Genomic DNA, 20,196 nt, shown 5'->3' on the forward strand with positions numbered 1-20,196 from the left:
AAGCCCGCCCACGAGTCGCGGGCCGCACAGGGACGGGGCCCAGTCGTTCACCGGGCCGCCGGAGGCGCTCGCCTGCTCCTGTGGACTTCAGTCCGCGTCCACCTCCGCGCGGAACTCCTCCATGGTCATGACCCGGTCGGTGTCCGGCAGGGTCACCGTGGTCGCCTTGCCGAAGTCGACGTACGTCGTGCCGCTTCTGCGCCCGTTCCGCACCGACTCCATCCTCAGCAGGCGCGCAGGGTCCTTCTCGCTGAGGTAATACACGTCTGAGGCGGCCCCCGAGGACGCCACGACGGCCTGTGCCGGGACCCCTTCGATCTCCTTGTCCTTGTCGGGGGCGAAGACGCCGGACGGCACCGCGAAGTAGGAATCGCAGCCCTGCTCGCTCTCCGTGGTCACATAGACGTCGTCCAGCCGGGCCGGGACGGTGATCCGTACGCCTTTGGACTCCAGGCTCAGCGCCAGCAGACCCGCACTCGTGTAGGTCACGCCGTCCTTGCAGTACATGTCGTCGCCACTGATTCCGGTGAGCTTGATGTGCAGACCCTGCTCGGGGTTCCACCGGATCTGCTGCAGTCCTTCATCGAAGGCCGTCGTCGTGCCGATCCCGCTGAACGGTGTGTTCCGCATGGTCTCGTTCACCTGGTCGATGCGTGCTTCGGCAGAGGTCCCGCCGGGGCCCGAGCCGTCGGTGGCCGTGGGGGAGGAGACCGGGGCGCGCTCAGCCTCCTCCCCTCTGCCGGAGTCGGCCCCACAGGCGAGCGCGGGTAGCGAGAGCAGCGCTGCCAGGGCAAGCGCACGCGCCACCGCACGGGGACGATCCGGTCCCGTGCCGGCCCGCTGTGTCCGGTTCCTGCGCGTCAGCGAACTCATGTGTATCAACCGCCTTCCTGAAGAAGGTCACGGCCCGTCGACGGGCGGACCACTGGCCGGCGCGGCACCGGGCAAGAATGGCTACGAGGCGCACGTGCTGCGCGCCGCGCCCTGATCCCGCCGGCCCCCGCTCGTTGCGCCGCCGCACCCCGAAGCGCCATCACGGCGCCGACCCCGACCATCAGAACCCCTCCTCCGCCACCAGCCCCGTCTGCACCAACGGCCGCCCCCGCCGCCGGGAAACGAACACGCCCCGCCCCGGAGGCATCGGCCGCGGCCGCACCCCGCCCAGCACGTCGCCCTCGGCCGGGTCGCCGGCCAGGACGACACCCTGGGCCCCCAGCTCCTTGATGCGCTGCGTGAACGCCTCGTACGAGGCACGGCTCGCGCCGGCCGTGGACCGCGCGATGATGAAGCGCACGCCCACGTCCCGGGCGAACGGCAGCAGCTCCGTCAGGCCGCTCAGCGGGTTGCCGCTCGACGTGGCGACGAGGTCGAAGTCGTCGATGACCACGTACACCGTCGGTCCCCGCCACCAGCTCCGGTCCCGCAGTTGCTGCGGGGTCACGTCGGCGGTGGGGGTGCGCCGCTTCATCAGGTCGGCCAGGGCCGCCATGTGGTGGTCCATGGCGTTGGACATCGGGATGTACTCGGCGAGGTGGGAGTCCGGGGTGACACCCAGCAGGGAGCGCCGGTTGTCCACGACGAACAGCTTGCACTCGTCGCCGGGGTAACGCGTCGTCAGCTGGTTGATCAGCAGGCGGAGCAGGTTCGACTTGCCGGACTCGCTCTCGCCGAAGACGAGGAAGAACGGGTCCTGGTCGAAGTCGACGAAGACGGGCTCCAGGTTGTCCTCGTCGAGCGCGAAGGCGATGCCGCGCTTCGGGAAGCGGTCGCCCGGAGGAAGCCGGTCCGCCGGGAACTCGCGCGGCAGCAGACGGACCTCGGGGGCGCCCGGAGCCTCCCAGTGCCGGGACACCTCGGCCGCCAGCGCCGCCGTGGCGTCCGCCAGGTCGGTGTCGGAGGTCAGGCCGTCGATGCGCGGCACGGCCGCCATGAAGTGCAGCTTCTGCGGCGACAGACCGCGGCCGGGCACACCGGTGGGAACGTTCGCGGCCACCTTGCGGTCCAGTTCGGAGTCCATCGGGTCGCCGAGCCGCAGCTCCAGCCGGTTCAGCAGGTTGTCCTTGAGGGCGGAGCGGACCTCCATCGAGCGGGAGGCCGACAGGACCAGGTGGATGCCGTAACCGAGGCCGCGGGCGGCGATGTCGAGGATCACCTGGTCGAGTGCCTCGTAGTCGGCGCGGAAGTTGCCCCAGCCGTCGATGACCAGGAAGACGTCGCCCCACGGCTGATCGGTGGCCGAGATGTCGCCGCGGGCGCGCCGGGTCCGGAACTCGGCGATGGACGAGATGCCCGACGTGCGGAAGTACTCCTCACGGCGGGTCAGGACGCCGTAGACCTCCGCCACCGTGCGCCGCACCTTCTCCGGGTCCAGACGGGAGGCGATGCCGCCGACGTGCGGCAGTCCGGCCAGCGAGGACATGCCGCCACCGCCGAAGTCCAGTCCGTAGAACTGCACTTCGTGCGGCGTGTGCGTGAGGGCGAAGGAGCAGATCAGCGAACGCAGCAGCGTCGACTTGCCGGACTGCGGGCCGCCGAGGACCTGCATGTGGCCCGCCGCACCCGAGAAGTCCACCCACAGCGGGTCGCGGCGCTGCTCGTACGGCTTGTCGACGAGGCCGACCGGGACCACCAGTCGTCCGGCGCCCTCGTAACCGGGCTGGGTGAGACCCCGGCCCTCCACGGCGGTGAGGCCGGGCAGCAGCCCGTCCAGGGACGGCGGGCTGTCCAGCGGCGGCAGCCACACCTGGTGGGCCGCCGGACCCTGGGCCTCCAGCCGGCGCACGACGACGTCCAGCACGGTGTCCGCCAGCGCGTCGTCCACCTCGCCGGCGCCGTCCGCCGCGTCCGTCCGCTGCCGCGGCACCGGGGCGTACCGCACCGGCACCTCCGCCGCCGTGAACAGCACCGGTCGGCGGTCCACCGGCAGCGGGCCGCCCGCGGACGCGTCCCGCCGGCCCCCGGCACGGTAGACGCCCGAGACGTACGCCGCCTTGAACCGCACCATCTCGTCCGTACCGAACTTGAGGAACCCCGATCCCGGCACGTTCGGCAGTTCGTACGCGTCCGGGACCCCCAGGGCCGCCCGCGACTCGGCGGCGGAGAAGGTGCGCAGACCGATGCGGTACGACAGATACGTCTCCAGGCCGCGCAGCCGGCCCTCCTCCAGCCGCTGCGAGGCCAGCAGCAGGTGCACGCCCAGCGACCGGCCGATGCGGCCGATCTGCACGAACATGTCGATGAAGTCCGGCTTCGCGGTCAGCAGTTCGCTGAACTCGTCGATGACCAGCAGCAGGGAGGGGATGGGCTGGAGCGGCGCGCCCGCCGCACGCGCCTTCTCGTAGTCGTGGATGTTGGCGTAGTTGCCCGCGTCGCGCAGCATCTCCTGGCGGCGGTTCAGTTCGCCGCGGATGGAGTCGCCCATGCGGTCGACCAGGGTCAGGTCGTCCGCCAGGTTGGTGATCACGGCTGCCACGTGCGGCATCTGCGCCATGCCGGCGAAGGTGGCGCCGCCCTTGAAGTCCGCCAGGACGAAGTTCAGGGTCTCGGAGGAGTGGGTGACCGCGAGGCCCAGCACCAGGGTGCGCAGCAGTTCCGACTTGCCGGAACCCGTGGCACCGACGCACAGGCCGTGCGGGCCCATGCCCTCCTGGGCCGCCTCCTTGATGTCGAGCATCACCGGGCGGCCGTCCTCGCCGACGCCGATCGGCACCCGCAGCCGTTCCGCCTGCGACCGCGGCCGCCAGGTGCGCCGGGTGTCGACGGAGGCGGCGTCGCCCAGGTTCAGCAGGTCCGTGAACTCCAGGTTCGCCAGCAGCGGTTCGTCGTCGTCCCCGCCGGACGCCATCCGCAGCGGCGCCAGCTGCCGGGCCAGCGCCTCCGCGGACTCGTACGACAGGACGTCGGGCGTTCCTTCGTAGACGACGCCGTGCGCCGACTCCAGGTGCAGCGAACGCGGCCGTACGACGACGGAGAGGTCGCCGCGGACACCGGACGGCTCCCCCTCGGCCACCTCGACGACCGTCACGCCCTGCAGGCCCTCGGGGCTCGCCAGCAGGGAGTCCGGGGGCAGGGACACCCCGTCGAGCACGACGACGACGTGTGGGGTGTCCGGTAGGGGCGCGGCGTTCGGATGGAAGCGGGGGCGTCCGGTCAGGCGCGGGGCCAGCAGGTCCTCGAGCTCACGGGGGTCGCCGCTGATCAGACGGCGGGAGCCGGCACCGTCCGTGGTACCGGGAAGCTGCACGTGCGGCAGCCACTTGGCCCACTCCCAGTGCGGCAGCGCCTCCCGGCCCGCCGCGACCGCGACGACCAGGTCCTCGGGGGAGTGCAGCGAGGCGAGCGAACCGGTCAGGGCGCGGGCGGAGGACCGTACGGACTCCGGTTCGCCGCCGAGCACGACGTGGTAGAAGGCGCGCAGGGAGACCGCCATCGGCAGGTCGTCCAGGGTGCCGTGCACCGCGACGAACCGCTGCATCGCGCCCGCGGTGAGCGGCTCCAGCTGGTCGACCGGGCCCGTCTCGGGGGCGATCAGCGGGGTGGCCAGGGACTGCGGGCCCAGACCGATGCGCACCTGCGCGAAGTCCTCGTCGCCCGGCCGCCGTTCCCACACCCGGCTGCCCTCGGCGACCAGCGCCCACAACTGCTCGGGGGAGGGGTGGAGGTAGTACTGGGCGTCACGCTGCGCCCGCGCCGTCTCCTGGGTGGTCCGGCGGGTCCGCGACAGGTAACTCAGGTAGTCGCGGCGCAGATCGGCGAGCTGGCCCTGGGAGCCGCGGCGGAAGCGGACCACCATGGCGATCGACATGGCGATCGTCGACGCGATCATCACCATGCCCATGATCCGCATGAACGGCTGCCCGCTGGTGAAGAAGAAGACGACCGAGCCGCCCATGCCGAGCGTGGGCAGCAGTTGCATCAGCACGCTCTCCTGGTGCCCCCGCGGCAGTTCGGGCGGCGGCTGCACGACGACCTCGCCCGTGGGCACCTCCGGCGGCAGCGCCCGCGGCGGACGCTTCACGACGATCTGGCTCACTGCTCACCAATTCCCTTGCCGGCCCGCCGGGTTTGTCGTCCGCCACCCCGTGTCAGGCGGACGAGGGCCGCCGCGTGATCCTACTGATCCCGCCGCGCACCGGCGGGCGGTAGGGTGCCGGATGTTCGCGTGAGCACAGGTGAACCGGACGGATGTATGGGGCATTCCGTGAGATGCGGTGCGGCACGGAGGCGCCGGGCTCTGCCGGACGGCCCCCCGTCCGTCCCGTGCCGCCCCGTCCTGCGGCGGACGCCGGGAAAGAGGCGCAGGACCTTCACACCGCAGACACAGCAGCAGCACTGAGGGGGAGCAGCAGGTGAGCACGACGGCCTCCACGGCGGCCACCGGCACGGGCGGACCGGGCCAGGGAGCCCTTCCCGGGGCGGTGACGGGGCTCGGCTTCTGCCGGGTCACCATCGTCGCGCCCGACAGCCGGATCGATGTGGCGCTGCCCGACGACGTACCGGTCGCCGATGTCTACCCCGAGATCCTCCGGCTCTCCCGGCAGACCGCCGCCGAGGGCGCCCCGGTCGGCTACCACCTCGTCCGCCGCGACGGGACCGTCCTCGACAGCTCCCGCTCCTTCGCGGCGCAGCGCATCCTCGACGGTGAACTCCTCACCCTCCGCCCCTTCTCCGAATCGCTGCCGCCGGCCGTCATCGACGACGTCTCCGAAGCGGTCGCCTCCGCGGTGACCCGGGACCGCTCCCTGTGGCGCGGCGACCTCACGCGTGCCGCGGGCCTCGTCGGCGGCGGTGTGCTGCCCGCCCTGCTCGCCTTCGTCGCCTGGTCCGCCGACCCGCGGCACGACATGCACGGCCTCCCCGGCATCCTCGCGGGCATCGCCGGGGTCCTCCTCGTCGTCCTCGGCTGCGTCCGCGCCCGCGTCTACGACGACCGGGCCGCGGCCGTCGCGCTGGGCCTCGGCGCCCTCCCCAACATGGGCGTGGCGGGCTCCGGCCTGCTGTCGCTCTCCGAGGGGCAGGGCGTCGGGAAGCTCCAGTTCCTGCTCGCCTGCGCGGCGGTGCTGGTGGCCTCGGTGATCCTCACCCTGTGCTCCCCGCGCGGCGACGGCCCGTTCGTCGCCTTCGCGGTCGCCTCGGGCCTCGCCCTGGTCACCACCTTCGTGGCGCTCCTGAGGAACTGGACCCCGGCCGAGAGCGCCGCCCTGTGCGCCCCCGTCGCCATCGGCGCCCTCGCCTTCCTGCCGGGCATGTCCCTGCGCTTCGCCCGGCTGCCCATCGGTTTCGAGGCACCGGACACCGCCCCGCGCAGCGTGTACGGCGCCGACCCCGAGCCCCACGAACCGGTGGACGCCGAACGCATCGAGGCCCGGGCCCGGCGCGGCCACGAACTCCTCGTCGGCCTGGTCGGCGGCTGCTCGCTGGTCGCGGTCGGCGCGGCCCTGGTGCTCGGCTTCTCCGACGACCTCTGGGCGCAACTGCTGGCCCTCGCCACCGGAATCGCCCTGTTGATGCGCGCGCAGCTGTTCCGCTACACCGCGCAGGTCGCCACCGTCCTGGCCGCGGGCCTCGGTTCCCTGGTCGCGCTCGGCCTCGGCCTGGCGCTCAACCCGCCGAACGCCCTGGTCCGCGAGGCCCTGGCGGGGGACCGCACCGACCTCGACATCCGCACGGTCTGGCTGGTCGCGGCCATCGCGGCGGCGGCCGCGCTGATCACCGCCATCGGCCTGATGGCCTCGCGCAGCGGACTCACGCCCTTCTGGGGCCGCTTCCTGGAGATCGCCGAGGGCTTCGTGCTGCTGACGCTGGTGCCCCTGGCACTCGCCGTCTTCGACGTGTACACGACGGTGCGGTCGATGACCGGCTGACGCGGCGCGACGCCCGGCGGGCGCACCCGTGCGGGGAGCCTGCCGGGCGTCGCGCCGCGGTCACTTCGCGTCGGGACCCGACGGCTCCAGGTCGAACTCCCCGTCCCGCGCGCCCAGCACGAACGCCCGCCACTCCGCCTCCGTGTACCGCAGCACGGTGTCCGGGTCGAGGGACGACCGCATGGCCACGGCGCCGCCCGGCAGGTAGGCGATCTCGACGCGCTCCTCGTGCTCCTCCGTACCCGGCGCGCCGTGCCACTCGACGCCGGAGATGTCGAGTGCGTACAGCTCGTCCCTCTCCCGCTCCTTGCGCGCCTTGATCTCCTCAGCCGTCTCCGCCATGCCGCAGCGTTCCCTTCCGTCGTTTCCGCCGTATCCGCCGTACGAACGACTCCGAGCGCTCACCCTAGTGGCCGCCTCCGTCCGACCCGGGCGGTTCGACGGACCCGGGAAAAGCGCCCGCCGCTGCCTGGTAGTCTGGCTGACGGCCGTTTGTGTACGCACCCCCGGAGCGCCCGCTCTGGAGGCCGCGCTCAGCGGATCCCCGCCTTCCGAGTCATGGAAGATCCCCCGAGACGAAGACCGGGGGCACTCGGTGGCCCTTTATCCAGACCATGAGGAGTACGCGTGTCGCTCGACGCCGCCACGAAGAAGCAGATCATCTCCGAGTTCGGTACCAAGGAGGGTGACACCGGCTCCCCCGAGGTCCAGGTCGCTCTGCTCTCCCGTCGGATCTCCGACCTGACGGAGCACCTCAAGACCCACAAGCACGACCACCACTCCCGCCGTGGTCTGCTGATCCTGGTCGGTCAGCGCCGCCGGCTGCTGCAGTACCTCGCCAAGAAGGACATCCAGCGCTTCCGTGCGCTGGTCGACCGCCTCGGCATCCGCCGCGGTGCGGCGGGCGCCAAGTAAGACGCCGTGAGGGGAGCGGTTCCCGTGACGAGGGGGCCGCTCCCTTTGCTGTACGTGCGGAGTGCCGCCGCATCTTTGTAGTGTGGTAGCACAACGCATGAAGTACGACTCAGTGTGATGACCCGTGCCGCATCGGGTATGCGGTTCCACGGGTGTCACGACGGACGTCCTCCGGACGTCAACGACGCACGAGGAGAAGCGCGCCTCGCCGCCGGTCCTCGGTAGTGGCCCCCGGGAGAGTGAACCCGGGTGCTTCGATCGAAGACCGGCCCGCACCAGTGGAGCGCTTCTCCGCCACCGTCCCCCCGCCACACGGGCGCGGCGGGACCAAAGACGACAAGTAACGGAGAAAACGCTAGTGGAGAACGAGACCCACTACGCCGAGGCCGTCATCGACAACGGCTCCTTCGGCACCCGCACCATCCGCTTCGAGACGGGCCGCCTCGCCCGGCAGGCCGCCGGCTCCGCCGTGGCCTACCTGGACGACGACACCATGGTGCTGTCGGCCACCACCGCCTCCAAGAACCCCAAGGACCAGCTCGACTTCTTCCCGCTCACGGTGGACGTCGAGGAGCGGATGTACGCGGCCGGCCGGATCCCCGGCTCCTTCTTCCGCCGTGAGGGCCGGCCCTCCGAGGACGCGATCCTCACCTGCCGCCTCATCGACCGCCCGCTGCGCCCGTCCTTCAAGAAGGGCCTGCGCAACGAGATCCAGGTCGTCGCCACGATCATGGCGCTCAACCCCGACCACCTGTACGACGTCGTGGCGATCAACGCCGCCTCCGCGTCCACGCAGCTGGCCGGCCTGCCCTTCTCCGGCCCGATCGGCGGCGTCCGCGTCGCGCTGATCCGCGGTCAGTGGGTCGCCTTCCCGACGCACACCGAGCTCGAGGACGCCGTCTTCGACATGGTCGTCGCGGGCCGCACCCTGGAGGACGGCGACGTCGCGATCATGATGGTCGAGGCCGAGGCCACCGAGAAGACCGTCAAGCTGGTCGAGGGCGGCGCCGAGGCACCCACCGAGGAGGTCGTGGCCGCCGGTCTGGAGGCCGCGAAGCCCTTCATCAAGGTGCTGTGCCGCGCCCAGGCCGACCTCGCCGCGAAGGCCGCCAAGCCGACCGCCGAGTTCCCGATCTTCCTGGACTACCAGGACGACGTCCTCGAGGCGCTGACCGCCGCCGTCAAGCCCGAGCTCGCCCAGGCGCTCACCATCGCCGGCAAGCAGGAGCGCGAGGCCGAGCTGGACCGCGTCAAGGCGCTCGCCGCCGAGAAGCTCCTGCCGGAGTTCGAGGGCCGCGAGAAGGAGATCTCCGCCGCGTACCGTTCGCTGACCAAGTCCCTGGTCCGCGAGCGCGTCATCAAGGAGAAGAAGCGCATCGACGGCCGCGGTGTCACCGACATCCGCACCCTGGCCGCCGAGGTCGAGGCCATCCCGCGGGTGCACGGCTCGGCGCTGTTCGAGCGCGGCGAGACCCAGATCCTGGGCGTCACCACCCTCAACATGCTCCGCATGGAGCAGCAGCTGGACACCCTCTCCCCGGTGACCCGCAAGCGCTACATGCACAACTACAACTTCCCGCCGTACTCCACCGGCGAGACCGGCCGCGTCGGCTCCCCGAAGCGCCGCGAGATCGGCCACGGGGCCCTCGCCGAGCGCGCCCTGGTCCCGGTCCTGCCCTCGCGCGAGGAGTTCCCCTACGCGATCCGCCAGGTGTCCGAGGCCCTCGGCTCCAACGGCTCGACGTCCATGGGCTCGGTCTGCGCCTCCACCATGTCGCTGCTGAACGCCGGTGTGCCGCTCAAGGCCCCGGTCGCCGGTATCGCCATGGGCCTGATCTCCCAGGAGATCGAGGGCGAGACCCACTACGTCACCCTCACCGACATCCTCGGTGCGGAGGACGCCTTCGGCGACATGGACTTCAAGGTCGCCGGCACCAAGGACTTCGTGACCGCCCTCCAGCTCGACACCAAGCTGGACGGCATCCCCGCCTCCGTCCTCGCCGCGGCCCTCAAGCAGGCCCGCGACGCCCGCCTTCACATCCTCGACGTGATGATGGAGGCCATCGACCGGCCCGACGAGATGTCCCCGCACGCCCCGCGGATCATCACCGTCAAGATCCCGGTCGACAAGATCGGCGAGGTCATCGGCCCCAAGGGCAAGATGATCAACCAGATCCAGGAGGACACCGGCGCCGAGATCACCATCGAGGACGACGGCACCATCTACATCGGTGCCGCCGACGGCCCCTCCGCCGAGGCCGCCCGCACCACGATCAACGGCATCGCCAACCCGACGATGCCCGAGGTCGGCGAGCGCTACCTGGGCACGGTCGTGAAGACGACGACGTTCGGCGCCTTCGTCTCCCTCCTCCCCGGCAAGGACGGCCTGCTGCACATCTCGCAGATCCGCAAGCTGGCCGGCGGCAAGCGCGTGGAGAACGTCGAGGACGTCCTCGGCGTGGGCCAGAAGGTCCAGGTCGAGATCGCCGAGATCGACTCCCGCGGCAAGCTCTCCCTGGTCCCCGTGATCGAGGACGAGGAAGGTTCCGAAGAGCAGAAGGACGACGCCGACAAGTGACGTCCCACGGTTTCAACACGACGGCCCGCACCTCCTCGGAGGTGCGGGCCGTCGCCCGTACCCAAACCCTGATCAAGGGGGAGAACGGCATCGGCACCGTCCGCAAGACCACCCTTCCCGGGGGCCTGCGGATCGTCACCGAGACCCTGCCCTCGGTCCGCTCGGCGACCTTCGGCATCTGGGCGCACGTCGGCTCCCGCGACGAGACCCCGGCCCTGGGCGGCGCCACCCACTACCTGGAGCACCTGCTCTTCAAGGGCACGGCCCGCAGGTCCGCCCTGGACATCTCCTCCGCCATCGACGCGGTCGGCGGCGAGATGAACGCGTTCACGGCCAAGGAGTACACGTGCTACTACGCGCGTGTGCTCGACACCGACCTGCCGCTCGCCATCGACGTGGTCTGCGACATGCTCACCGGCTCGGTGATACGTGAGGAGGACGTCGACGTCGAACGCGGCGCCATCCTCGAAGAGATCGCGATGACCGAGGACGACCCGGGCGACTGCGTGCACGACCTGTTCGCGCACACCATGTTCGGCGACAACCCCCTCGGCCGTCCGGTGCTCGGCACGGTCGAGACGGTCAACTCCCTCACCGCGGACCGCATCCGCCGCTTCTACCGGAAGCACTACGACCCCACCCACCTCGTGGTCGCCTGCGCCGGCAACATCGACCACGGCAAGGTCGTACGCCAGGTCCGCGCCGCCTTCGAGGCGGCCGGCGCCCTCAAGGACCCCGGCGCCCGGCCGATCGCCCCGCGCGGCGGCCGGCGCGCCCTGCGCACCGCGGGCCGCGTCGACCTCGTCGACCGCAGCACGGAGCAGGCGCACGTCATCCTCGGCATGCCGGGCCTGTCCCGCACCGACGAGCGGCGCTGGGCCCTCGGCGTGCTGAACACCGCCCTCGGCGGCGGCATGTCCTCCCGCCTGTTCCAGGAGGTCCGGGAGAAGCGCGGTCTGGCCTACAGCGTGTACTCGTACACCTCCGGCTTCGCCGACTGCGGCCTGTTCGGCGTGTACGCGGGCTGCAGGCCCTCGCAGGTCCACGACGTGCTGAAGATCTGCCGCGACGAACTCGACCACGTGGCCGAGCACGGACTGCCGGACGACGAGATGGAGCGCGCCGTCGGTCAGCTCCGGGGCTCCACCGTCCTCGGCCTGGAGGACACCGGCGCGCTGATGAACCGCATCGGCAAGAGCGAGCTGTGCTGGGGCGAGCAGATGTCGGTGGACGACATGCTGGCCCGGATAGCCTCGGTCACTCCGGACGACGTCCGCTCGGTCGCCCGCGACGTCCTGGGACAGCGGCCCTCCCTGTCGGTCATCGGCCCGCTCAAGGACAAGCAGGCGTCCCGGCTGCACGACGCCGTCGCCTAGCCGCGGGACCTGCCGGCAGGCCCCACCCCCCGACAAGGAAGCAAGGAAGATGAGCAAGCTGCGCGTGGCGGTCCTCGGTGCCAAGGGCCGGATCGGGTCCGAGGCGGTCAGGGCGGTCGAGGCCGCCGAGGACATGGAACTGGTGGCCGCCCTCGGCCGGGGCGACAAGCTGGAGGCCCTCGCCGAGACCGGCGCCCAGGTCGCCGTGGAGCTGACCACCCCGGCCTCCGTCATGGGCAACCTCGACTTCTGCGTGCGCCACGGCATCCACGCGGTCGTCGGTACGACGGGCTGGACCGACGAACGCCTCGCGCAGCTGAGGGGCTGGCTCGCGCAGTCCCCGGAGACGGGCGTGCTCATCGCGCCGAACTTCTCCATCGGCGCCGTGCTGACCATGAAGTTCGCGCAGATCGCCGCCCCGTACTTCGAGTCCGTCGAGGTCGTCGAGCTGCACCACCCGAACAAGGTGGACGCCCCCAGCGGCACCGCCACCCGCACCGCCCAGCTCATCGCCGAGGCCCGCCGCCGGGCCGGCAGCGCCCCCGCCCCGGACGCCACCACCACCGCCCTGGACGGCGCCCGCGGCGCGGACGTGGACGGGGTCCCGGTGCACGCGGTCCGGCTGCGCGGCCTGCTCGCCCACCAGGAGGTCCTGCTCGGCGGCGAGGGCGAGACCCTCACCGTCCGCCACGACTCCCTGCACCACAGCAGCTTCATGCCGGGCATCCTGCTCGGCGTCCGCCGCGTGGTGACCACTCCCGGCCTGACCTTCGGCCTGGAACACTTCCTCGACCTGAACTGAGCCCGAGCCGACCCCATGCGCGCCAAGATCTCCTACGCCGTCACGGCCGCCGTCCTGGTCGTCTACTTCGTCCTGGTCGGCAGCCGCGGTGTGCTGCTCATCGAGACCGGTACGCCCCTCACCGTCGTCTTCGGCGTCGCGGTGCTGATCCTGCCGGTCATCGGTGTGTGGTTCCTGTGGAAGAACACCGAGTTCGTCCGCCACGCCAACCGGCTCGCCGCCGAGCTCGACGCCGAGGGCGGACTGCCCGTCGACGAGCTGAAGCGCCTCCCCAGCGGCCGCATCGACCGCGACTCGGCCGACGAGGTCTTCGCCCGGCGCAAGGCCGAGACGGAGGCCGCCCCCGACGACTGGCGCAACTGGTTCCGGCTCGCCGTCGCCTACCACGACGCCCGCGACACCCCGCGCGCCCGCAAGGCCATGCAACGGGCGATCGCCCTGCACAAGACCTCCCACTGAGCGTGGGCGCACCATGCGTCGGGGCCCGGTCCGTCTGTACGGACCGGGCCCCGACGCATGGTGCAGGGGTCCGCGTGCTCAGCTCCGCCGGTACTCGTCGGCCCAGGCCTCCACGGAGTCGGCCGCCCGGTCGAAGGCCAGCGGGTCCCGCCCCAGGAAGTCCGCGTTGTGCGAGGTCAGCAGGGGCGGCAGGGTCTCCGCCGCCCGCCCCCGCCGGACGAGGAGCAGTGCCTGCCCCTGCACCGTGCGCGGCAGCCCCAGCCAGCGCACCGGCTGCTGCACCGTGCGCACGGAGGCCACCTGCTCCCAGGGCGTCGTACGGGTGGTGAGGAAGGCCACGTGGCGCAGGCCCCGCGCGCTCACCCAGACGCCCGTGCGCAGCATCCGCAGCGCGCAGCCGACGACGACCAGTGCTATGCCGAACACGGCACCGGCGGACGACAGCGTCGCCGTCGCCGCGATGACGACCCCCGCGAACAGCACGAACGAGGCGAGCAGCAGCAGAATCGCCGCCGCACCCACCCGCCACGGCCCGGGGCGGTACGGGCGCCGCCAGCGGTCACGGTCGTCGTACGGCAGAGCGGCGTCGTCCGCCGTGTCGAACGCGCGGTCGGCCGTCAGGAAGGGCAGGGGCACGGCTGGTCCTCACTCGATCCATGCGTGGGCAGTGCCCGGTGAGGCTACCGACCTGTGTTCGCAGTCACCACCCTCGGGGTCCGGACGGGACCGGTGCGGCCGACCCGGCGGCTCAGCGCCCGTCGGTGGCCTGTGACTGCTGGGTCCCCGTGCCCGCGGGATCGGTGGACAGCGCGGGCGTCCCGATGATCAAAGAGCCCACCAGTCCGGCGACGACGGTGAGCCCCAGCAGACAGCGCCCGGCTATCTGACCGACGGTCGCCCGTTCACGGGGCGGGGGAGTGACATTGCTGCGGAACCTCTCGGCCTCGGCGAGGAAGGCGAACGGTACGGGCTCACGCCGACCGAACATCAGGGGTACCTCTCCCTTCGGGTCGAACGAATCACTGTCACCAACACAGACGAACGGACGCCCCGAAAAGTGCCCACTTTCGCCGAGTACGCAGAAGTTCGATGATGTTCGCAGCCGTTCGGTGGCGTATGTCGTGGCCCGACGTCGAACGTCCCGTCGAACGATCCGCTGTCGGAGCCGGGCCGTAGAGTGGGCGCCGCCCGCGAGATGTGATGGAAGGACCTCCGCGCCGTGACCGACACCCCCGCCGACGACCTCAAGCCCGACTTCCGCAGCGATGTGACCGTCGAGCTGGTCAAGCACACCGCGTCCGACGCCGACGTGCTGTTCGCCGCCCGCGTCTCGACCCTCGGCGAGCAGTCCCTGGACGAGCTGAACAAGGACCCCGAGCGTTCCAAGGGCTTGATCAACTACCTGATGCGGGACCGGCACGGCAGCCCCTTCGAGCACAACTCGATGACCTTCTTCATCAGCGCTCCGATCTTCGTCTTCCGGGAGTTCATGCGGCACCGCGTGGGCTGGTCCTACAACGAGGAGTCGGGCCGCTACCGCGAGCTCCAGCCGGTCTTCTACGTCCCCGACGGGTCCCGCAAGCTGGTGCAGGAGGGCCGCCCCGGCAAGTACCGCTTCGTCGAGGGCACCGAGGCCCAGCAGGAGCTGGTGGGCCGCGTCATGGAGGACTCCTACCGGCAGGCGTACGAGGCGTACCGGGAGATGCTCGCCGCCGGCGTCGCCCGCGAGGTCGCCCGCGCGGTGCTCCCCGTCGGCCTGTACTCCTCGATGTACGCCACCTGCAACGCCCGCTCCCTGATGCACTTCCTCGGACTGCGCACCCAGCACGAACTGGCGAAGGTCCCGTCCTTCCCGCAGCGGGAGATCGAGATGGTCGGCGAGAAGATGGAGGCCGAGTGGGCCCGGCTCATGCCGCTCACCTACGCCGCCTTCAACGCCAACGGCCGTGTCGCACCGTGAAGGAACTCCCCGTTCGCGCGCTGGGCGCACATCTGCGGGTCAGCCCTCCGCGGTGTCCGTATTGCGGCATTTCGTGAAGTTCATCTAGCCTGATCAAACGGGCCCGGCACTGCCTGAACCCCCGAGCGGGCAGTGCCGGGTCCCCCTTTTGCCCCAGTTTGCCGTCTCCCCCGAGGGCAGACCCCGACCTGAGCAACGAGTAGCGTGTAACCCATGGCTCCGACCTCCACTCCGCAGACCCCCTTCGGGCGGGTCCTCACCGCCATGGTCACGCCCTTCACGGCGGACGGCGCACTCGATCTCGACGGCGCACAGCGGCTCGCCACCCACTTGGTGGACGCAGGCAACGACGGCCTGATCATCAACGGCACCACCGGCGAGTCCCCCACCACCAGCGACGCGGAGAAAGCGGATCTCGTACGAGCGGTCCTGGAGGCGGTCGGCGACCGCGCCCACGTCGTGGCCGGAGTCGGCACCAACGACACCCGGCACAGCATCGAGCTGGCCCGCGCCGCCGAGCGCACCGGCGCGCACGCTCTGCTGGTCGTCACCCCGTACTACAACAAGCCCCCGCAGGAGGGCCTCCACCGGCACTTCACCGCCGTCGCCGACGCCACCGGGCTGCCGGTCATGCTCTACGACATCCCCGGCCGCAGCGGCGTCCCGATCAGCACCGAGACGCTCGTCCGCCTCGCCGAGCACCCCCGGATCGTCGCCAACAAGGACGCCAAGGGCGACCTCGGCCGCGCGAGCTGGGCCATCGCCCGTTCGGGCCTGGCCTGGTACTCCGGCGACGACATGCTGAACCTCCCCCTGCTCTCCGTGGGCGCCGTCGGCTTCGTCTCGGTCGTCGGCCACCTCGTCACCCCCGAGCTGCGCGCCCTGGTCGAGGCGTACACCTCGGGGGACGTCCAGAAGGCCACCGAGATCCACCAGAAGCTGCTTCCGGTCTACACGGGGGTGTTCCGTACCCAGGGCGTGATGACCACCAAGGCGGCGCTCGCCCTCAAGGGCCTGCCCGCCGGGCCCCTGCGTGCCCCCATGGTCGAGTGCGCGCCGGAAGAGGTCGAGCAGCTCAAGATCGATCTTGCTGCCGGCGGGGTACAGCTTCAGTAACCAGACTTCGCGCGACCGCCCGCGCACCGGCTTCACAACTGAATAAGCGGGCCACCGGTGCCCGCGCACCCCACAACGACAACTGCTTCTGCACGAACGTCACGCGCGCCACGTGCCCACCGGTACGTGGCGTGTGTGGTGAGGAGAGTCTTTTGAGTCATCCGCATCCTGAACTCGGTCCGCCCCCCGCGCTCCCCGAAGGCGGTCTGCGCGTCACGCCGCTCGGCGGCCTCGGCGAGATCGGCCGGAACATGACGGTCTTCGAGTACGGCGGCCGTCTGCTGATCGTCGACTGCGGAGTGCTCTTCCCCGAGGAGGAGCAGCCCGGAATCGACCTGATCCTGCCGGACTTCTCGTCCGTCCGGGACCGTCTCGACGACATCGAGGGCATCGTCCTCACCCACGGTCACGAGGACCACATCGGCGGCGTCCCCTTCCTCCTCCGCGAGAAGCCGGACATCCCGCTGATCGGCTCCAAGCTGACCCTCGCCCTCATCGAGGCGAAGCTCCAGGAGCACCGCATCCGCCCGTACACCCTGGAGGTGGCGGAAGGACAGCGCGAGCGCATCGGCCCCTTCGACTGCGAGTTCATCGCGGTCAACCACTCCATCCCCGACGCGCTCGCCGTGGCCATCCGCACCCCCGCCGGCATGGTGGTCCACACCGGCGACTTCAAGATGGACCAGCTCCCGCTGGACAACCGCCTCACGGACCTCCACGCGTTCGCCCGACTCAGCGAGGAGGGCATCGACCTCCTCCTCGCCGACTCGACGAACGCCGAGGTCCCGGGATTCGTCCCGCCCGAGCGGGACATCTCCAACGTCCTGCGCCAGGTCTTCGCCGGTGCCCGCAAGCGGATCATCGTGGCCAGCTTCGCCAGCCACGTCCACCGCATCCAGCAGATCCTGGACGCGGCGTACGAGTACGGCCGCCGGGTCGCCTTCGTCGGCCGCTCCATGGTCCGCAACATGGGCATCGCCCGCGACCTCGGCTACCTCAAGGTCCCGCCGGGCCTGGTCGTGGACGTCAAGACCCTCGACGACCTCCCCGACAGCGAGGTGGTCCTCGTCTGCACGGGCTCCCAGGGCGAGCCGATGGCGGCCCTGTCCCGCATGGCCAACCGCGACCACCAGATCCGCATCGTCGAGGGCGACACCGTGATCCTGGCGTCGTCGCTCATCCCCGGCAACGAGAACGCGGTCTACCGCGTGATCAACGGCCTGACCCGCTGGGGCGCCAACGTCGTCCACAAGGGCAACGCCAAGGTGCACGTCTCCGGCCACGCGTCCGCCGGCGAGCTGCTGTACTTCTACAACATCTGCCGCCCGAAGAACCTGATGCCGGTGCACGGCGAATGGCGCCACCTGCGCGCCAACGCGGAACTGGGCGCCCTGACCGGTGTCCCGCACGACCGCATCGTCATCGCCGAGGACGGCGTGGTCGTCGACCTCGTCGAGGGCAAGGCGAAGATCGCAGGAAAGGTCCAGGCGGGATACGTCTACGTCGACGGCCTCTCCGTCGGCGACGTCGGCGAGCCGGCCCTGAAGGACCGCAAGATCCTCGGGGACGAGGGCATCATCTCGGTCTTCGTGGTCATCGACTCGTCCACCGGCAAGATCACGGGTGGTCCGCACGTCCAGGCCCGGGGCTCCGGCATCGAGGACTCCGCCTTCGGCGGGGTGATCCCGAAGATCACGGAGGTGCTGGAGCGCTCGGCCCAGGACGGCGTCGTCGAACCCCACCAGCTGCAGCAGCTCATCCGCCGGACGCTGGGCAAGTGGGTCTCCGACACGTACCGGCGCCGGCCGATGATCCTGCCCGTGGTGGTCGAGGTCTGACGGTCCGTCCGACCCCACGCACGAGCGAACCCGGAGCGGGGCACCCCGATTTGCATCGGGGCACCCCGCTCCAGTACGTTTACAGCTCCCCCCGATCGGGAACCCGACCATCTCGTGCGTCGGAACCGCTCCCGGAGGGGCGAGAAAATCCGACTCAGAAACTTCTGATAAAGTCGGGTCCGCCGGAAAGGGAAACGCGGACGCGGGACCCCGGAAAGCACCGAGGAAATCGGATCGGAAAGATCTGATAGAGTCGGAAACGCAAGACCGAAGGGAAGCGCCCGGAGGAAAGCCCGGAGGGGTGAGTACGAAGGAAGCGTCCGTTCCTTGAGAACTCAACAGCGTGCCAAAAGTCAACGCCAGATATGTTGATACCCCGTCCATCGGGTACACCGATGGCCGAGGTTCCTTTGAAGAAACACAGCGAGGACGCTGTGTGCGAGGGGACTATTCCTCCCCTCGCACCGCTCTCGTGATGTGTGCACCGGATCACCGGTAAACATTCACGGAGAGTTTGATCCTGGCTCAGGACGAACGCTGGCGGCGTGCTTAACACATGCAAGTCGAACGATGAACCACCTTCGGGTGGGGATTAGTGGCGAACGGGTGAGTAACACGTGGGCAATCTGCCCTGCACTTCGGGACAAGCCCTGGAAACGGGGTCTAATACCGGATACGACGCGCTCGGGCATCCGATGCGCGTGGAAAGCTCCGGCGGTGCAGGATGGGCCCGCGGCCTATCAGCTGGTTGGTGAGGTAACGGCTCACCAAGGCGACGACGGGTAGCCGGCCTGAGAGGGCGACCGGCCACACTGGGACTGAGACACGGCCCAGACTCCTACGGGAGGCAGCAGTGGGGAATATTGCACAATGGGCGCAAGCCTGATGCAGCGACGCCGCGTGAGGGATGACGGCCTTCGGGTTGTAAACCTCTTTCAGCAGGGAAGAAGCGCAAGTGACGGTACCTGCAGAAGAAGCGCCGGCTAACTACGTGCCAGCAGCCGCGGTAATACGTAGGGCGCGAGCGTTGTCCGGAATTATTGGGCGTAAAGAGCTCGTAGGCGGCCTGTCGCGTCGGTTGTGAAAGCCCGGGGCTCAACCCCGGGTCTGCAGTCGATACGGGCAGGCTAGAGTTCGGTAGGGGAGATCGGAATTCCTGGTGTAGCGGTGAAATGCGCAGATATCAGGAGGAACACCGGTGGCGAAGGCGGATCTCTGGGCCGACACTGACGCTGAGGAGCGAAAGCGTGGGGAGCGAACAGGATTAGATACCCTGGTAGTCCACGCCGTAAACGGTGGGCACTAGGTGTGGGCGACATTCCACGTCGTCCGTGCCGCAGCTAACGCATTAAGTGCCCCGCCTGGGGAGTACGGCCGCAAGGCTAAAACTCAAAGGAATTGACGGGGGCCCGCACAAGCGGCGGAGCATGTGGCTTAATTCGACGCAACGCGAAGAACCTTACCAAGGCTTGACATACACCGGAAAACCGTGGAGACACGGTCCCCCTTGTGGCCGGTGTACAGGTGGTGCATGGCTGTCGTCAGCTCGTGTCGTGAGATGTTGGGTTAAGTCCCGCAACGAGCGCAACCCTTGTCCCGTGTTGCCAGCAGGCCCCTCCGGGGGTGCTGGGGACTCACGGGAGACCGCCGGGGTCAACTCGGAGGAAGGTGGGGACGACGTCAAGTCATCATGCCCCTTATGTCTTGGGCTGCACACGTGCTACAATGGCCGGTACAATGAGCTGCGATACCGCGAGGTGGAGCGAATCTCAAAAAGCCGGTCTCAGTTCGGATTGGGGTCTGCAACTCGACCCCATGAAGTCGGAGTCGCTAGTAATCGCAGATCAGCACTGCTGCGGTGAATACGTTCCCGGGCCTTGTACACACCGCCCGTCACGTCACGAAAGTCGGTAACACCCGAAGCCGGTGGCCCAACCCCCCTGGGGAGGGAGCCGTCGAAGGTGGGACTGGCGATTGGGACGAAGTCGTAACAAGGTAGCCGTACCGGAAGGTGCGGCTGGATCACCTCCTTTCTAAGGAGCACTTCTCACCGCGTCCCTGCGGGATCGCGGTCAGAGGCCAGTCCATCGGCGCACGTCCGATGCTGGTGGCTCATGGGTGGAACGTTGACTACTCGGCATCATCAGCCGCCTCGGGCTGCCAGTACTGCTCTTCGGAGCGTGGAACGCAGGCCACGGGTGGGGCGGGGGTGTCGGGCACGCTGTTGGGTGTCTGAGGGCACGGCCGCACGGCCGGGTCTTCGGTCGCCGGCCCCGGTGCAGCGCCGCG

The 20,196-nt window shown here is 70.0% G+C and carries 14 protein-coding genes and 1 rRNA gene; 10 read left to right on the plus strand and 5 right to left on the minus strand.

All coding sequences use genetic code 11. The features are described 5' to 3' along the window. Window positions 1–87: 87 nt before the first annotated feature. Both CP969_RS27500 and CP969_RS27505 read right to left on the minus strand, forming a co-directional pair. Window positions 88–630 carry a hypothetical protein gene (locus CP969_RS27500; RefSeq protein ID WP_144055247.1) on the minus strand — a complete coding sequence of 181 codons (543 nt, stop codon included), beginning with the start codon at window positions 628–630 and terminating at the stop codon, window positions 88–90. 424 nt (window positions 631–1,054) lie between these two features. Next, window positions 1,055–5,032 carry a type VII secretion protein EccC gene (locus CP969_RS27505; protein WP_016824424.1) on the minus strand — a complete coding sequence of 1,326 codons (3,978 nt, stop codon included), beginning with the start codon at window positions 5,030–5,032 and terminating at the stop codon, window positions 1,055–1,057. A gap of 316 nt (window positions 5,033–5,348) precedes the next feature. On the opposite strand from CP969_RS27505, the gene eccD reads away from it, so the two are divergent. After that, the gene (gene eccD, locus CP969_RS27510) at window positions 5,349–6,863 is read left to right on the plus strand and encodes a type VII secretion integral membrane protein EccD (RefSeq protein WP_016824423.1); all 1,515 of its coding nucleotides are present in this window, start codon (window positions 5,349–5,351) and stop codon (window positions 6,861–6,863) included. A gap of 60 nt (window positions 6,864–6,923) precedes the next feature. Here the strand turns inward: eccD and CP969_RS27515 are convergent, their stop codons facing one another. Continuing rightward, entirely contained in the window at window positions 6,924–7,205 is a 282-nt protein-coding gene (locus tag CP969_RS27515; protein WP_016824422.1) for a DUF397 domain-containing protein, read from the minus strand. A 285-nt stretch (window positions 7,206–7,490) separates the two neighbouring features. Here CP969_RS27515 and rpsO point away from each other — a divergent pair, with 285 nt between their 5' ends. The 5 genes from rpsO to CP969_RS27540 all read left to right on the plus strand — a co-directional run bounded on the left by rpsO (window position 7,491) and on the right by CP969_RS27540 (window position 12,993). After that, complete coding sequence (gene rpsO, locus CP969_RS27520; protein ID WP_004982702.1) at window positions 7,491–7,778, plus strand: 30S ribosomal protein S15; 288 nt, start codon at window positions 7,491–7,493, stop codon at window positions 7,776–7,778. A gap of 358 nt (window positions 7,779–8,136) precedes the next feature. Further along, entirely contained in the window at window positions 8,137–10,356 is a 2,220-nt protein-coding gene (locus CP969_RS27525; RefSeq protein ID WP_004982700.1) for a polyribonucleotide nucleotidyltransferase, read from the plus strand. Then, window positions 10,353–11,732 carry a M16 family metallopeptidase gene (locus CP969_RS27530; RefSeq protein ID WP_016824421.1) on the plus strand — a complete coding sequence of 460 codons (1,380 nt, stop codon included), beginning with the start codon at window positions 10,353–10,355 and terminating at the stop codon, window positions 11,730–11,732. Before CP969_RS27525 ends, CP969_RS27530 begins: the two co-directional genes overlap by 4 nt. A 49-nt stretch (window positions 11,733–11,781) precedes the next feature. Continuing rightward, entirely contained in the window at window positions 11,782–12,534 is a 753-nt protein-coding gene (gene dapB, locus CP969_RS27535; RefSeq protein ID WP_016824420.1) for a 4-hydroxy-tetrahydrodipicolinate reductase, read from the plus strand. Window positions 12,535–12,549: 15 nt separating this feature from the next. Next, complete coding sequence (locus tag CP969_RS27540; protein WP_004982692.1) at window positions 12,550–12,993, plus strand: tetratricopeptide repeat protein; 444 nt, start codon at window positions 12,550–12,552, stop codon at window positions 12,991–12,993. 78 nt (window positions 12,994–13,071) lie between these two features. Here the strand turns inward: CP969_RS27540 and CP969_RS27545 are convergent, their stop codons facing one another. Further along, a complete protein-coding gene (locus tag CP969_RS27545; RefSeq protein WP_016824419.1) occupies window positions 13,072–13,629 on the minus strand; it encodes a hypothetical protein in 558 nt (185 codons plus the stop codon). A 112-nt stretch (window positions 13,630–13,741) separates the two neighbouring features. Next, a complete protein-coding gene (locus CP969_RS27550; RefSeq protein WP_004982688.1) occupies window positions 13,742–13,981 on the minus strand; it encodes a hypothetical protein in 240 nt (79 codons plus the stop codon). Between the two features lie 231 nt (window positions 13,982–14,212). On the opposite strand from CP969_RS27550, the gene thyX reads away from it, so the two are divergent. The 4 genes from thyX to CP969_RS27575 all read left to right on the plus strand — a co-directional run bounded on the left by thyX (window position 14,213) and on the right by CP969_RS27575 (window position 19,940). Further along, complete coding sequence (thyX, locus tag CP969_RS27555; protein ID WP_004982686.1) at window positions 14,213–14,953, plus strand: FAD-dependent thymidylate synthase; 741 nt, start codon at window positions 14,213–14,215, stop codon at window positions 14,951–14,953. A gap of 213 nt (window positions 14,954–15,166) precedes the next feature. Then, window positions 15,167–16,069, plus strand: a complete 903-nt coding sequence (dapA, locus tag CP969_RS27560) for a 4-hydroxy-tetrahydrodipicolinate synthase (RefSeq protein ID WP_004982684.1) — start codon at window positions 15,167–15,169, stop codon at window positions 16,067–16,069. Between the two features lie 152 nt (window positions 16,070–16,221). Next, window positions 16,222–17,907, plus strand: a complete 1,686-nt coding sequence (locus CP969_RS27565) for a ribonuclease J (RefSeq protein ID WP_004982683.1) — start codon at window positions 16,222–16,224, stop codon at window positions 17,905–17,907. A gap of 502 nt (window positions 17,908–18,409) precedes the next feature. Continuing rightward, window positions 18,410–19,940 (plus strand): 16S ribosomal RNA (locus tag CP969_RS27575). Window positions 19,941–20,196 lie beyond the last annotated feature (256 nt).

The organism is Streptomyces viridosporus T7A (assembly GCF_008704515.1).
Taxonomy (GTDB): Bacteria; Actinomycetota; Actinomycetes; order Streptomycetales; family Streptomycetaceae; genus Streptomyces; species Streptomyces viridosporus.